Source organism: Frigoribacterium sp. SL97, assembly GCF_026625765.1.
In the GTDB taxonomy this organism is placed as follows: domain Bacteria; phylum Actinomycetota; class Actinomycetes; order Actinomycetales; family Microbacteriaceae; genus Frigoribacterium.
Window position 1 is genome coordinate 418,210 of the sequence record NZ_CP113062.1, and the last position, 14,550, is coordinate 432,759.

Here is a 14,550-nt window from a genome sequence, read left to right on the forward strand (position 1 = left end):
CGCTCGGTGCGGGCGCGACCTGGTGCTTCTGGTGCGGTGTGCGGATCGTCTCGGCGGCGACCGGCAGCGCCATCGGCACCTACTCGGGACTGCTCGCGGGCGTGCAGACGGCGACCCCGTCGCGGCGTCGCGGTGCGGTCGCCATCGACTGGGGCGTGCCCCTCGTCCTGTTCGGCGTCCTCGTCGTCGGTGTGGCCACGGGCGCCTCGTCCGCCACGGCCGGCGCGGCGCTCGTCCCCGTGCCCGTCGAGATCGCGGTGGTGGTGGTCGCCCTGGTCTTCGTGCTGCTCGACGTGGTGCTCTACGTGGGCGGAGGGCGCTCGGTAGGCCGGTTGGTCCTGTCCCTGCGCACGGTGGACGACCTGACCGGTCGCCCGCCGGCCGTGCTGAGGGTCGACCGCCGCGGGCGCTTCAGCATCCGTCGTCAGGCGGTGACGGTCGACCTGCGGCGTGGCCGGGACCCCATGACGTCGTCGCCCCCGCTCGTGCAGAGGCCCGCCCTCCCCGTTGCGGCCTCCGCCCCGCTGCCGCTCCACCCGACCGACCCGCTCGACGCCGCGGGACGACCCGACGAGAACACCTTCGGTCGGACGGGCCAGGGCCGACCCACGACCACCGCGCCGTCGATCGTCCTCGAGCTCGACAGCGGCGAACGCCTCGACCTCGAGTCGACCCTGCTGATCGGCCGCGCCCCGGTCAACCGCGAGGGCGAGGAGCACCCGGTCTTCGCCTGGGCGGACCTCGCCCGCAGCCTCACCAAGACCCACGCCCTCTTCGCGTGGGAGGGGGCCGTGCTGTGGGTGACCGACCTCGGGTCGACGAACGGGTCCTCGCTCGTCGCGCCCGACGGGACGCGGCAGCCGCTCGTGGCGGGCCTGCGCGGGCCGGCCGCACCGGGGTACGTCGTCGAGCTCGGCGAACGGACCCTCACCGTCCAACCGTCCGGGGTGGTGGACGCATGAGCGGGGACCGCGACGTCGTCCTGCTCGAGACCGTCAAGACGCACCGCGCCCGCCTGGTCTCGGCCCTCCTGTTCGGCGAACTCGACGAGCGTCGGCTCGTCAACGACAACGTCCGTCGGCTGATCGTCAGCCTGGTCATCGCGGCGGTCGCCTGCGCGGGCTGCGCCGGCACGTCCTTCGTGCTCTCGGTGCTGGCCGACCAGCGCGCGGCCCAGTCGCAGACCACCGGAGGGTCAGGAGGCGCGGTGCCGGTCACCGGCTCGCCGTCGCCTTCTCCCGCGTCGACCGACGTCCCCGACCCCACCCCCACGACGGAGCCCCGATGACCGACTACACCCGGCTGACCATCGTCGGCACGGCGCGCAAGGCCGAGATGGTCGTGCCCGCCGACGAGCCGATCGGTGGTCTGATCCCGCGCCTCATGGAGCTCCTCGACGAGCGTCCCGGTGCCGTGTCGCGCCCGCTGACCCTCGTCCGCTCGACGGGGGAGCAGCTCGACACCTCTCTGTCGGTCGCCGAACAGCGCATCGTCGACGGCGAACTGCTCCGGCTGCTGCGCGAGGACGCCGCGCCCCCGCCGCCCGAGGTCGCGGACGTCACCGACGTGCTCGCCGAGTCGCTCGCCAGCCGACCGGGCCTGTGGACGCGACGGTCGCGCACGGCGACGGCGGCCGTCGCGATCGGACTGCTCTCGCTGGCCCTCTCGACGGTGCTGGCCAGGGCGTCCGACGTCGAGCCCGTCGGCACGCTCGCGATCGTCTACGGGTTCGCCGTCGTGGTGGCCCTCGTGTCCGGCCGGTTCGGCGGCCGCTGGCTCGCCGTCGCCGCGACCTCGGTCGCCCTGGGGTGCGCGGCCCCCTGGCGGTCGTGCTCGGGGCCGTCCCGGCCCTCGAGCTGCCGCCGGTCGACGTGGCGCTCGCCGTGATCGTGCTCGCCTGGGTCGCGCTGGCGCTCGGAGCGGGCGCCGGTCTCGGCTCCCGGTCGGCGTGGTGGGGCGGCGTCCTCGGCGTCGTGCTCGGGGCCGTGCCGATCGTGCTGCGGTCCCTCGGCGTCCAGGACGCGGGGGCCGTGGGCGTCGGCGCCGTGCTCGCCGTCGTCGTCTGCGGCCTGCTGCCCTGGTTCGCCATGAGCGCCTCCGGCCTGACCGGTCTCGACGACCAGGTGGTCGACGGACGTCGGGGTCGTCGTGACGAGGTGCTGCTGACGGTCGGCGACGCCTACCGCACCCTGACCTGGTCGACCTTCGCGGTGGCGGGGCCCGTGGCCGTCACGGCCGTCTCGTCCGTCGGGTCGGCCGATCTCTGGCAGGTCGGTCTCGGGGTCGCCGTGGTGCTCGTCGTCGCGGCCCGCACCCGGGCCCTGCCGATCGCCGCCCAGGGCTGGGTGCTCTGGGCCGCCGCCCTGATCGGCCTGCTCGGCGGTCTGCTCGTGCAGCCGCTCGCTCCCGGGTGGCTCGTGGTCGTCCTGTTCGCGGCCGGGGTCGTGGTCGCGGTCGTGGCCGGCGGCGTCGACCCGGTCGCCCACCAACGCGCCTCGCTGCGCCGCGTGGGCAACGCCGTCGAGGCCCTCGGCGTCGTGGCCCTGCTCCCCGTCCTGCTCGGGGTGTTCGGCGTCTACGCCGACCTGCTCGGGGCCTTCTCGTGAGCGCCTTCGACGCGTTCGTCCGGTCGGCGCCGCTGGCCCTGCTCGGCAGCGTGAGCGCCCGGGTGCACGAGGTGACGACGGTCGACGAGATCGTCCGGCGGCCGCTGCCGGTGTCGCGCCGCATCGGCTTCGTGCAGGCACGGGGCGGAGCCGGGGCGAGCGCGACCGCCGGTTACGTCGCCGCCCTGCTCGCCCGTCGCCGTCCCGGGCTCGTCCTCGGTGTGGACGCGTCGCGCGGCCCCCGCGGCATGCTGTGGCAGGCCGGCGCGCCGGTCGGTTCGAGCGCGGCACCGAGCTCGCGGAGGCGCACGGCACACCGGTCGGTCGACGCCGTCGACGGTCTGCCCCGCACGCCCTCCGGCCTCTACGCCCTCTCGCTCGACCCCCGGGGCGAGTCCCGTGCCGTGGCCGCCGCGGCGGGCTGGTTCGACGAGGTCACCCCGATCAGCCGTTTCTTCGACCTCGTCGTGACCGACTGGGGAGTGCGCGACTGGCGTGCCGACCTCACCGACGTGGTGTCGGCCAGCCGGACGGTCTGCATCGTGGCCCGCGCCGATCGCCACGCCGCCGAGGAGGCCGCGGCCCTCGTGCCCGCGATCAAGGACCACCCCGACCGGCCCGACGTGGTCATCGCCCTGGTCGACGTCGGCGACGCCGGTCGCGCGGCCCCCGTCACGGTCGGCGACGACCCCACCGTGCCCGTCGTGCGCGTGCCCTACGACGCGGCCCGTTCCGGCGGTCGGCCGGTGTCGAGCGCCGCACTGGGCACGCGCACCCGCATCGCCTACGCCCGCCTCGCCGCCGCCCTGCTGCCCCTCGACGCCCCGTCGGTCCCGAGGGGCGCCCCGCCCGTCGGGGATCCCGGCCCGGCCCCGTCGGCGGCCGCTCCCGGCCCGTCGGAACGTCGCCCCTCGGAACGCCGCCAGGCCCGCGGGCGGGACGCCCGCCCGGCGATCGCCGACGACCAGGAGGCGCGACGATGACCGTCAAGCTCGTCCACCGGCCCACGCGCATCACGCGACCCGTCCAGCCCGCCGAGCACGAGGACATCACCCCACCACCCCAGCTGGCCGACGGCAAGGTCGGCGGCGTGCCCGTGCAGGCCCTGCTCCCCGTCGTGGGCGCCCTCTCGAGCGTCGTGATGATCGTCGTCTACCGCGGCAGTTCGAACCCGCTCTTCCTGCTGGTCGGCGCCGTGCTGCTCATCGTCGCCCTGGTCGGCGGCCTCGCGGTCACCCTCAGCCAGCGGGGCAACGCGGCGCGGCAGCGGCGCCTGCAGCGCGAGCGCTACCTCGACTTCCTCGAGCGGCTGCGCTCGCGGATGCGCACGAAGGCCCGGGCCGTCCGGGCGACGGCGGCCGTGCTCGACCCCGAACCCGCCGCCCTGCTCGAGCTGGTGCGCGACCCCGCGCGACTCTGGGAACGCCGCCGCCAGCACGACGACTTCCTCTCGGTGCGGATCGGCGAGGGCGACCTGACCTGGTTCCCGATGTCCGTCCCCGAGGACCCGAACCCCGTGCAGCCGTTCGACCCGATCATGGCCAGCGAGGCCGAGTCCGTGGTCGAGCACCTCTCGACCGTGCGGGGCATGCCCATCACGGTCGACCTCGACCGAGCCGGGTCGGTCGCCGTGCTGGGCGACCGCGAGTCCGCGCTGCGGGTCGCCCGCTCGATGATCCTGCAGCTCGCCGCCCTGCACTCGCCCGACGACGTGCACCTGGCCGCGGCGTTCCCCGAGAGCGCGGCCGACGACTGGCGCGGATTCGACCTCGTCCCGCACGCCGTGGACGACTCGCTCTACGACGGACCGGTGCCGGCGCGACGGGTCGCGACCAGCGCCTCCTCGTTGCTCTCGGTCATCGGCGGCGAACTGGGCGACCGGGCACAAGAGGCCGCCACGACGAAGCGCTCGATCGGCACCACGGCGCGCACCGAGGGATCGCGCCTCGTCGTCTTCGTCGACGACTGGGGGCACGTCGCCTCGAGCATCCCGGTGCCCGACGCCGACCTCTCGCTGACCGACCTCGGCGTCACGACCGTCCACCTGCTGAGCGACCGCCTGCACGAGCCGTCCGACGTCACCCTGCGCATCACCGTCGAGGGCGACGAGGCGGTCGTGACGGACGCCCGCGTCGAGGACGACGGCCAGGTCCGCGTGCAGACGGCGACGATCGACGCCACGACCCCGCAGCTGTTCGAGGCCGTCGCCCGCACGCTCACCCCCCTGCGGCTCAGCCTCAGCAGGCAGGACGAGGTCGACTCGGCCCAGGCCGTCGAGATCACCGACCTGCTGGGCATCGACGACGTGACGACGCTGACGCCGGCGACCGCGTGGACGCCGCGCTCGCCGCGGGACTTCCTGCGCGTGCCGATCGGCATCGACGACTTCGGGGCGCCGGTCCTGCTCGACCTCAAGGAGTCCGCGCAGCTCGGCATGGGCCCGCACGGCATCTGCATCGGCGCGACCGGTTCGGGCAAGAGCGAGCTGCTGCGCACGCTCGTGCTCGGCCTCGCCCTGTCGCACTCGCCCGACGACCTCAGCATGGTCCTCGTCGACTACAAAGGAGGCGCGGCGTTCGCTCCGTTCGCGGGGTTGCCCCACGTCGCCGGGCTGATCGACAACCTGGCCGACGACGCGCAGCTCACCGAACGCGCCCGCGTCAGCATCCAGGGCGAGGTCGTCCGGCGTCAGGAGCAGCTCCGCGACGCCGGGGGCGCGTCGTCCATCAGCCACTACCGCGAGATGCGCGTCGGTCGCCCGGAGCTGCCGCCGATGCCGCACCTGTTCGTCGTCATCGACGAGTTCGGCGAGCTGCTCACGGCGGAGCCCGAGTTCGTCGACCTGCTGCTCACCATCGGTCGGATCGGGCGGTCGATCGGCGTGCACCTGCTGCTCTCGAGCCAGCGCATCGAGGCGGGCAAGCTGCGGGGCCTCGACACCTACCTCTCGTACCGGATCGGCTTGCGGACCTTCTCCGAGGCCGAGAGCTCGATCGTGCTCGACCGGCCGGACGCGTTCCACCTCCCCGCGGTCCCGGGGTTCGGCTTCCTCAAGGTCGACACCTCGGTGTACCGGAGGTTCCGCGCGGGTTACGTGTCGGGCCCCCTGCCGACCGAGGCCGCCCGCTCGCTGGCGGGCGACGACGTGCGGCCGACCGCACTCCTGCTGCCGACCTTCAACGGCATCGCGGGCGGCGACGACGACGGCGGCGAGGACGAGCTCTCGCGGCCCGACGTCGGTCGCGCCGTCATCGACGAGGCCGTCGACCGCCTGATGGGCGGTGGCACCGACGTCGACCCCGTCTGGTTGCCGCCCCTGCCCGACCGGCTCGCGCTCTCGCGGGTGGTCGGAGCGGACCAGGCCGGCGGCCTGCGGGTGCCGATGGGACTGCTCGACGACCCGGCGCGGCAGCGACAGGACCCGTGGCTGCTCGACCTCGCCCGGGCCGGTGGGCACGTCGCCGTGATCGGGGCGCCGCAGACCGGACGCAGCACGTTCCTCCGCACCCTCGTCGCCTCGCTGGCCCTGACGCACACCCCGCAGGAGGTCGGCATCTACGGCATGGACCTCACGGGCGGGGGGCTCGGCCGGATCGAGGGCTTCCCGCACGTCGGTGGCGTGGCCACGCGGGCGAGCAAGGACCGCCTCCTGCGCCTGCTCGAAGAACTGGCGGCCATGCTGACGACCCGGGAGCGCGTGTTCCGCGACCACGGCATCGACTCGCTGGCCATGCTGCGTCGGTTGCACGCCGCGGGCGAGGTGCCCGAGCTGATCTCGGCCGACGTGGTGCTCGTCGTCGACGGCACCGGCCAGCTGCGCGGGGACTTCGTCGAGCTCGAGACGGCGTTCGGCGACCTGCTGCTGCGCGGCGGCAGCTACGGCCTGCACGTCGTGCTCGGGATGACGCGGTGGAACGAACTGCGGATGGCGCAGCAACCGCTGGTCGGCACCCGGGTCGAGTTGCACCTGAACGATCCGGCGGACTCGGTGATCGGTCGCAAGCTGGCCCAGACCATCCGGGCCGACCAGGCCGGTCGGGCCCTGACCGACGACAACCTGTTCGCGCAGGTGGCGCTGCCGGTGCTGGACGACACGGACGACGACGAGGTCGGCGACGCCCTCGAGGCCCTCGCCCGCCGGTCGGCGTCGAGCTGGAACGGCCCCGCGGCGGCACCGATCCGCCTCCTGCCCACCGAGCTCTCGCCGGACGAGCTGCCCGACGCGCTGGACGAGCCCGAGGCGATCCCGTTCGGCCTGCGGCAGGACACGATGCAGCCGGTCGCCCTCGATCCGGGTGCCGACCAGCACCTGCTCGTGTTCGGCGACTCGAAGGCCGGCAAGTCGACCCTGCTGCGCGGACTGGTGCGCGGCTTCGTCGACCGGGCGACCCCGGACGAGCTCGTCGTGGCCCTGATGGACCTCCGCGGCGACCTGGTCGCCGAGGTGCCCGACGACTACCTCGGCGGTCATGCCTCGACCAGCACGGACGCCCGCGCGCTCGCCGTCGCCGTGGCCGACGAGCTCGCCAAGCGCCAGGCCGGCGACCGCGACTCCGGTCCGCGCATCGTGGTGGTGATCGACGACTACGACATCGTCGCCTCGGGGGGCACCGAGCCCCTCAAGCCGCTGCTGCCCTTCCTGCCCTCGGCCCGCGACCTCCGGCTGCACGTGTTGATCAGCAGGCCGGTCGCCGGCTCGGCGCGGGCGCTCTACGACCCGGCGCTGCAGACGCTGCGCGACACGGGTGGGTCGTCGTTCATCATGTCGGGCGAACGCAGCGAGGGACCGATCGTGCCGCAGGTCTACGCCGAGCAGATGACCGCCGGTCGAGGCCGCCTGGTCCGTCGCGGCCAGGCGCCGCGCATCGTCCAGGTGGCCCGGTTCGAGGCCGACGGACGAGCCGACGTCGCCGGAGCGGGCTCGTGACCGGCCGGACGGTCGTCGTCGCGGGCGTCGCCGGGGGCGTCGGGACCACGACGGTCACGGCCCTGCTCTTCACCCAGCTCTCGGGGGAGTCGGTGCCCCGGCTGATCGACCACTCGGGCGGGGACCTCGGGACCCGGCTGACCGGGGGCGACGACGCGCCGCGGGTCGACCACGAGCTGACCCTGCACGACCTCGGCGCCCACGCCGACGGCGCACTCCTCGACCTGCTCGACGACACGAGCGTCTTCGGGGTCGTCGTGGCCCCGACGACCCCGGTCGGCTTCGCCGACGCCCAACGGGTCCTCGCCCGCATCCGCGAGCGGCACGGGGTCGGCGGCCTGCGCCGGGTGATGCTCGTGGTCGTCGGCGTCTTCGGCGAGCACCGGACCACGCGCTCGAGCGAGGCGCTGCAGAACGAGTTCGGCCGTCGCTCGCTCGTCGTCGTCCCGCGCGACCCCGCCCTCGCGGCGGGCGGGCGCGTTCCGCTCAACCGGCTGACGCGGGAGTCCCGACGGGCCCAGGGCGAACTCGTGTCGTACCTGCGCGAACGCCTGGCGAGCCACCGCGACGCGCGCTGAGGCGCCGAGCCGCGCCTCCGGAAGGGACGCGAGCCGCGCCTCCGGACGGGACGCGAGCCGCGCCTCCTCGTCCGAGGGGCGTCAGCGCAGGGGCTCGATGAGGTGAGGGCCGTTGTTGCGGACGTTGTTCGCATCGCGGCTCACCTCGTGCTGGACGAGGTCGTGGGCGACCTCGAACGAGTCCCGGTCGAGCAGCGAGAGCAGCTCGTCGGCGTCGAGGCCGTCGCCCAGCCAGTCGTCGTACGAGTCGGGGGTGAGGCAGGCCGGCATCCGGTCGTGCACCTCGCCCGGTGCCACGTGGGCGTCGCGCGTGATGATCGTCGTCGAGAGCACCCAACGGTCGGGGTCGTCCTCGTCCTTCGCGGGATCGGGCCACGCGGTGACGAGGCCGGCCATGGCGAGCCCGGCGTCGGGCTGGTGCACGTAGTGCGGCTGCTTGCCGGTCTCGGTCACGACCCACTCGTAGTACCCCTGTGCGGGCACGATGCACCGGCTGGTCGCGAATGCCCGACGGAACATGCCGCTGGTCGCCACGGTCTCGATGCGGGCGTTGATCGGCTGCGGACGCTTCTTCAGGTCGGGGTACCACGACGGCACGAAGCCCCACCGGGCACCGGGCAGCTGCCTCTCGCCGTGCCGCTCCCGGACGACCGGCACGACGGTCGTCGGCGCGACGTTGAAGTCGTCGGGCAGGGGCCCCAGGCCGTCGAGCAGGCTCGGCAGCAGATCGGACGTGGCCCGGGCAACGACGTAGCGACCGCACATGCCGACAGTCTGCTCTTCCGCGGAGGGGCGTGTCGGTGGTTCACTGTGGCCGTGGCGCCGCGTGGGACGGCGACACGGTGAGAGGGTGGTGACCATGTCCGACGAGCAGAACCCCGCGCGCGGCTTCGTCGTCGCGGGCGTCGTGGCGAACTCGGGCGAGGCCGTCGTGGCGACCGCGGCCGACCTGGCGGCACGTTTCGGCACCGGTCTGCTCTGCGTCTCGGTCGAGCCCGACCGGCTCGCCTTCGCCGAGGGCATCGACGGCACCGTCCTGTCGTACCCCCTCGACCCCGACGACTACACCGAGACGCTGTCCTTCGACGCCGACCTGGAGGCGCGGCTCCGGCCGGTCGCCTCGGCTCGCGGCGTCGAGCTGCGCACCTCGATCGTCGCCGGCGACCCCGCCCGGTGCCTGTCGCACCTGGCCGAGCAGCTCGACGCCCCGCTGATCGTCGTCGGCAGCCGCGAGGCCGGCCTGCGGGGCAGCGTCCGTGAGTTCTTCGCCGGCTCGGTCGCCCTGCACCTCAGCCACCGTCAGCACCGGCCGGTCGTCGTCGTGCCGCTCGCCCCCGTCCCCCGCAGCCAGACGCTGCCGTGGGAGGACGAACTGTGACGCGAGGCCGCCGGTGACGGGTGCCGCGCGCCCCCGTGCCCCGCACCTCCGTCCGTCCCTGATCGCCCTCGTCGCCCTGGGTGGCGCCCTCGGGACGGCCGCACGGGTCGGGATCACGCTCGTGGTGCCGTCGTGGGGGGCGTTCGACACGGCGATCTTCGCGATCAACGTGGTCGGGGCGTTCGTGCTCGGCGTCCTGCTCGAGCGGTTGCTGCGCTCCGGGCCCGACGAGGGCGGGCGTCGCCGGCTCCGACTGCTCCTGGGGACGGGCGTCCTCGGCGGGTTCACGACCTTCAGCTCGCTCGCGACCGAGACCGCGGCGCTCGCCGGGGCGGGTGGGGGCGACCTCCCCGTCGCCGTGCTCTACGGGCTGCTGAGCCTGGTGCTCGGGGTGCTCGCCGCCGCGGCCGGCATCCGGGTCGGCGCTCGTCTCGCGGGGCGCGCCTCGTGAGCCCGTTGCTCGTCGTCGCCGTCGCGGTGGCCGGCGGGGTCGGTGCCGCCACCCGGTTCGTCGTCGACGGGCTCGTCAAGGACCGCCTCGGCTCCGCCTACCCGTGGGGCACGACCGTCATCAACGTGTCGGGCTCGTTCGCGCTGGGGGTGCTGACCGGCCTCGCCCTGCAGGCGGTCGTCGCGCCCGAGTGGAAGGCCGTGCTCGGCACCGGGCTGCTCGGCGGGTACACGACGTTCAGCACCGCGAGCGTCGAGACGGTGCGACTGCTGGCGGCCGGGCGACGCGGGGCCGCGGTCGCGAACGGCCTCGGCATGCTCGTCGCGTGCGTGGGCGTCGCCTCCCTCGGGCTGTGGCTCGGCTCGCTCGCCTGACGGGCTCGTCGCCCGGGCCTCAGGCGCGCCGAGTGGGGAAATCTGGTCCTTCCGCGGCTGGTGAGGGACCCGTTCTGCCCACTCGACCCGCGCCTCCGGGGGAAGGGGGCCCGGTCAGGCGTGCGTCTCGCGCTCGTGCCCGGCGTGGTCGGCCGGCTCGAGCTGGAACGTCGCGTGCTCGACCGAGAAGTGGGCGGCGAGGCACCGGTCGAGGGCGTCCAGGGTCTCGTCGACCTTCATGTCGCAGAACACCTCGCGCTCGACGACGACGTGCGCCGAGAAGACGGTGGCCCCGCTGGTGATCTGCCAGGCGTGGACGTCGTGGGCCGAGACGACGCCCGGGGTGTCGCCGATGTGCGTGCGGACCGACTCGAGGTCGATGTCGCCCGGAGCCGAGCCGAACAGCACCCGGATCGCCTCGCGCAGCAGCGACCAGGCCCTCGGCACGATCATCGCCGCGATGATCAGCGACCCGACCGAATCGGCCTGCGTGAAGCCCGTGGTCAGCACGACGACGGCGGCCACGACGACGGCCGCCGAGCCGAGCAGGTCGCCGAGCACCTCGAGGTAGGCGCCGCGCATGTTGATCGAGTGCGTCGCCCCGCCCCGCAGCACGAGCAGTGCCGCGACGTTCGTCGCCCCGCCGACCAGGCCGACGACCAGCATCGGCAGCCCGAGCACCTCGTGCCCGTCGACCGCCACGAGACGGGAGACGGCGGCGACGGCGACCGAGAGCGACACGGCGAGCAGCACGAGGCCGTTGACGAAGGCGGCGAAGACCTCGGCCCGGCGGTAGCCGTAGGTCTGTCGGCCGCTCGCGGGTCGGGCGGCGACGATCGTGGCCACGAGGGCGATGACCAACCCGGCCAGGTCGGAGAGCATGTGCCCCGAGTCGGCCAACAGCGCCAGAGAGCCCGAGAGCCAGGCGCCGACCAGCTGGGCGACGAGACCGAGGGCGACGATCGCGATCGCGAGGCGGAGCCGTCGTCCGTCGGCGGCGACGTGTCCGTGTCCGTGGTCGTGGCCCATGGGCGCCTCTCGTCGGGATGGAGGGGTGGGGTGGGGATCGGGGCCCTGATCCGGCCCGGCGGGTCGGTCCGCCGGCGTTCCGGGCCGGCGTCGAATCTACCGGCGCCCGTCGGCGACGGCCACCGATCCGAGCAGTCGATAACGAGTCTCGATCCCTGCAACGACGCCGATCGGGGCCCACCGGGCGGACGAGGAGGCGCGGGTCGGCCCCGCCTGGGAGCCGCCCCCACCGCGCATGGTTCAGTGAGGCATGACCGACTCGACCGAGACCTCCTCCGCCTCCCTCGGGGAACCCGCCCGCGCCTCCTCGTCCCTCGTCGCCGTGACGGGTGCGACGGGCGCCGTGGGCGGCATCGTGGCCGCGCACCTGTCCGAGCGGGGCGTCCCGCTGCGGCTCGTCGTGCGCGACGCCACCCGGGCACCCCGACTCGACGGGGCCGAGGCCGAGGTCGCCGTCGCCACGTACGGCGACCGGGCGGCCTCCGTCGAGGCCCTGCGCGGGGTCGAGACGCTGTTCATGGTGTCGGCGGCCGAGGCCCCCGACCGCGTCGACCAGCACCGCGCCTTCGTCGACGCCGCCGTCGAGGCGGGCGTGCGGCACGTGGTCTACACGTCGTTCGCCGGTGCGTCGGCCGAGTCGGTGTTCACGCTCGGGCGGGACCACTTCGCGACCGAGCAGCACATCCGCGAGTCGGGGCTGGCCTTCACGTTCCTGCGGGACAACTTCTACCTGGACTTCATCCCGCTGTTCGCGGACGAGCAGGGCGTCATCCGCGGCCCGGCCGGTGACGGGCGCGTGGCGGCGGTGGCCCGGGCCGACGTCGCGGCGGTGGCGGCCGTCGTGCTGCTCGACCACGAGTCGCACGCCGGGGCGACCTACGACCTCACCGGGTCGGAGGCGTTCACCCTGACCGAGGCGGCTGCCCGCCTCACCGCGCTCGGCGGACGGTCGTTCACCTTCGTGGACGAGACGGTCGACGAAGCCTACGAGTCACGCCGCGTCTTCGAGCCGGAGCCCTTCCAGGCGGACGCCTGGGTCAGCACCTACACGTCCATGGCCTCGGGCGAGGTGGCGCAGGTGACGTCGTCCGTGCGCGACCTGACCGGACGCGACCCGTTGACGCTCGAGGTGCTCTTCGCCGGAGGCGTCCAGCACTGACCCGGCCCGGGAGGCCGCCCGGTCGTCGGCCCGGCTGGCGGCTCGGCCGGCTCAGGGCACGCGTCGCGACGACAGCACGCCGCTGACGCCGAGCACGACGACCGCCACGGCGACGCCGATCATCGGGATCTGCCAATTGCCGCTGACGTCGTGCAGTCCGCCGATCGCGAGCGGCCCGAGCGCGGCGATCGCGTAACCGCCGCCCTGCACCAGGGCCGACAGCCGTCGTGCCTCGACGTCGGTCGACGCCATGCGCACGATGACGATGAAGATGATCGTGATGCCGCCGCCCTGCGCGGCCCCACCGAAGATCGACCAGAGCAGCCAGTGCTCGGGAGCGAAGAGCAGGCCGAGCGGCATGGCCGACCAGAAGACGGCGATCAGCCCGATGACGACCGCCGGCCGCACGCGCAGGGCGAGGAACGGCACCCCGAGCGCACCCACGACCGCGAGGATCTGGAAGACCGACGAACTCGCCCCGGCCGCCTCGCGGGTGAGGCCGACCTCGTCGCGCAGCAGCGTGGGCATCCAGGCCGTGAGCCCGTAGTAGCCGAACGCCTGCCCCGAGAAGGCCAGCGTCAGGCCCCAGGTCGTCCACCGACGCAGCAGCGGGGTCGCGCTGCGTCGGCGCTCGCGCGCGTCGACCTCGGCCTCGCCGGGCTCGACGACGTCGATGCCGCCCGTGAAGACGTCGGCCGCCGAGGAGGCGCGGTGCCGGTCGTCGACGTCGGCCTGCGACCCCGGCACCACGGCCACGCTGCCGCCCCGCACCGCGACGCGGGGGCCGACGGCGATCGACCAGACGACGGCGGCCAGGACGGCGAGCAGCCCCCAGGTCACGAGGGCGAGGGGCCAGCCGACGACCGAGGCGATCGGGGCCGTCGCGAGCGAGGTGATCATCGACCCGACGTTGAGGGCCGAGGTGTAGATGCCGGTCACGAAGCCGGCCCGCTCGGGGCTGAAGTCACGACGGATGACGACGGGCAGCACGACGTTGCCGATCGTGATGGCGACGCCGATCACGATCGTGCCCACGTAGAGCCAGACCGTGCCGCCGGCCGTGCGCAGCAGCGTGCCGAGGAGCACGCCGGCGAGCCCCAGCGTGACGGCGCGCTCGGCGCCGATCCGGCCGATCAGGGCCGAGGCGAACGGGCTCGCCACGGCGAAGCAGAGCACGGGGATGCTGGTGAGCAGCCCGGCGACGACCGCCGTGAGGCCGAGGTCGGCGCTCATCTGGTCGAGCACGGGGGCCGGGGCCACGATCGGCCCGCGCATGTTGAGGGCGATCAGCACGATCGCGAGGGTGAGCAACCAGGCGGCGGGCGACCGCACCGCGGCCGCGGCCCGGGTCACGCGGCGCCGCGCAGCAGGGAGACGCCCAACAGGTCGGCCACCTCGTCGACGTCCGCCGCCACGGCGACCGCGCCGACGTACTCCTCGGGCTCGCCGTAGCCCCAGCCGACGAGGATGGTGGGCACGCCGTGCACGGCCGCGCCCTCGACGTCGTGGTGGCGGTCGCCGAGCAGGACGGGCCGCGAGAGGTCGGCCCCGCGGGCGCGCAGGCGCTTCAGGGCCTCCTCGACGACGTCGGCCTTGGTGTTGCGCACCTCGTCGTCGGACGCGCCGGTGATGACGTCGAGGTAGCGGTCGAGGCCGTGGGCCCGGAGGATGGCCGTGGCCGGGGTCTCGGGCTTCGAGGTCGCGGTCGAGGTGGGGATGCCGGCCGCGTGCACGGCCGCCATGAGGTCGGGCACCCCCGGGAACACCTCGCCCTCGAGGGCGCCGTGGGCCAGGTAGTGCGCGCGGTAGAGCCGCATGGCGTCGACGAGGCGCTCGCCGTCGAGGCCGAGGCGCACCTCGAAGCTCTGCGGCAGGGGCGGTCCGACCCAGGCCATGAGGTCGGCGGGCGAGGGCACCGGCAGGCCGAGTTCGCCGATCGTGTGGGCGAGGCTGGCGGTGATCGCGGGCGCCGAGTCGGCGATGGTGCCGTCGAGGTCGTAGAGGACGGCCGTGTAGGGGAGAGTCATCACCCCCAGCTTACGGATCGG

15 protein-coding genes are annotated in these 14,550 nt (G+C 74.4%); 11 read left to right on the plus strand and 4 right to left on the minus strand.

Features of this window, described 5'->3' with window-relative positions:
• Positions 1–38 precede the first annotated feature (38 nt).
• From OVA02_RS02060 to OVA02_RS02090, 7 genes are read left to right on the plus strand one after another with little or no spacing between them, the layout of a single operon-like run.
• Complete coding sequence (locus OVA02_RS02060) at positions 39–962, plus strand: FHA domain-containing protein (protein ID WP_267659125.1); 924 nt, start codon at positions 39–41, stop codon at positions 960–962.
• On the plus strand, positions 959–1,288 hold the full coding sequence (locus tag OVA02_RS02065) for a hypothetical protein (RefSeq protein ID WP_267659126.1): 330 nt from the start codon (positions 959–961) through the stop codon (positions 1,286–1,288). Before OVA02_RS02060 ends, OVA02_RS02065 begins: the two co-directional genes overlap by 4 nt.
• The gene (locus OVA02_RS02070; protein ID WP_267659127.1) at positions 1,285–1,887 is read left to right on the plus strand and encodes an EsaB/YukD family protein; all 603 of its coding nucleotides are present in this window, start codon (positions 1,285–1,287) and stop codon (positions 1,885–1,887) included. The genes OVA02_RS02065 and OVA02_RS02070 overlap by 4 nt, the downstream gene beginning before the upstream one ends.
• Positions 1,809–2,606, plus strand: a complete 798-nt coding sequence (locus OVA02_RS02075; RefSeq protein ID WP_267659128.1) for a hypothetical protein — start codon at positions 1,809–1,811, stop codon at positions 2,604–2,606. Before OVA02_RS02070 ends, OVA02_RS02075 begins: the two co-directional genes overlap by 79 nt.
• Positions 2,603–3,589 carry a hypothetical protein gene (locus tag OVA02_RS02080; RefSeq protein ID WP_267659129.1) on the plus strand — a complete coding sequence of 329 codons (987 nt, stop codon included), beginning with the start codon at positions 2,603–2,605 and terminating at the stop codon, positions 3,587–3,589. Before OVA02_RS02075 ends, OVA02_RS02080 begins: the two co-directional genes overlap by 4 nt.
• Positions 3,586–7,533, plus strand: a complete 3,948-nt coding sequence (gene eccCa / locus OVA02_RS02085; RefSeq protein WP_267659130.1) for a type VII secretion protein EccCa — start codon at positions 3,586–3,588, stop codon at positions 7,531–7,533. Before OVA02_RS02080 ends, eccCa begins: the two co-directional genes overlap by 4 nt.
• Entirely contained in the window at positions 7,530–8,111 is a 582-nt protein-coding gene (locus tag OVA02_RS02090) for a hypothetical protein (RefSeq protein ID WP_173153985.1), read from the plus strand. The genes eccCa and OVA02_RS02090 overlap by 4 nt, the downstream gene beginning before the upstream one ends.
• Before the next feature lie 81 nt (positions 8,112–8,192).
• On the opposite strand, the gene OVA02_RS02095 is transcribed toward OVA02_RS02090, so the two are convergent.
• Entirely contained in the window at positions 8,193–8,876 is a 684-nt protein-coding gene (locus OVA02_RS02095) for an SOS response-associated peptidase (protein ID WP_267659131.1), read from the minus strand.
• 94 nt (positions 8,877–8,970) lie between these two features.
• On the opposite strand from OVA02_RS02095, the gene OVA02_RS02100 reads away from it, so the two are divergent.
• From OVA02_RS02100 to crcB, 3 genes are read left to right on the plus strand one after another with little or no spacing between them, the layout of a single operon-like run.
• Positions 8,971–9,489: a universal stress protein gene (locus OVA02_RS02100; protein ID WP_267659132.1), complete on the plus strand. Its 519-nt coding sequence runs from the start codon at positions 8,971–8,973 to the stop codon at positions 9,487–9,489.
• A 13-nt stretch (positions 9,490–9,502) separates the two neighbouring features.
• A complete protein-coding gene (locus OVA02_RS02105; protein ID WP_267659133.1) occupies positions 9,503–9,940 on the plus strand; it encodes a fluoride efflux transporter FluC in 438 nt (145 codons plus the stop codon).
• Entirely contained in the window at positions 9,937–10,314 is a 378-nt protein-coding gene (gene crcB / locus OVA02_RS02110) for a fluoride efflux transporter CrcB (protein ID WP_192125089.1), read from the plus strand. Before OVA02_RS02105 ends, crcB begins: the two co-directional genes overlap by 4 nt.
• 114 nt (positions 10,315–10,428) lie before the next feature.
• On the opposite strand, the gene OVA02_RS02115 is transcribed toward crcB, so the two are convergent.
• Positions 10,429–11,343: a cation diffusion facilitator family transporter gene (locus tag OVA02_RS02115; protein WP_056044161.1), complete on the minus strand. Its 915-nt coding sequence runs from the start codon at positions 11,341–11,343 to the stop codon at positions 10,429–10,431.
• A 250-nt stretch (positions 11,344–11,593) separates the two neighbouring features.
• Between OVA02_RS02115 and OVA02_RS02120 the strand changes: the two genes are divergently transcribed.
• Positions 11,594–12,502: an SDR family oxidoreductase gene (locus OVA02_RS02120; protein WP_267659134.1), complete on the plus strand. Its 909-nt coding sequence runs from the start codon at positions 11,594–11,596 to the stop codon at positions 12,500–12,502.
• Positions 12,503–12,553: 51 nt separating this feature from the next.
• Here OVA02_RS02120 and OVA02_RS02125 read toward each other — a convergent pair whose 3' ends face one another.
• Together OVA02_RS02125 and OVA02_RS02130 are read right to left on the minus strand one after the other, a co-directional pair.
• Entirely contained in the window at positions 12,554–13,855 is a 1,302-nt protein-coding gene (locus OVA02_RS02125; RefSeq protein ID WP_267659135.1) for a CynX/NimT family MFS transporter, read from the minus strand.
• Positions 13,852–14,529, minus strand: a complete 678-nt coding sequence (locus tag OVA02_RS02130; protein ID WP_056044155.1) for an HAD hydrolase-like protein — start codon at positions 14,527–14,529, stop codon at positions 13,852–13,854. The genes OVA02_RS02125 and OVA02_RS02130 overlap by 4 nt, the downstream gene beginning before the upstream one ends.
• Positions 14,530–14,550: the final 21 nt, after the last annotated feature.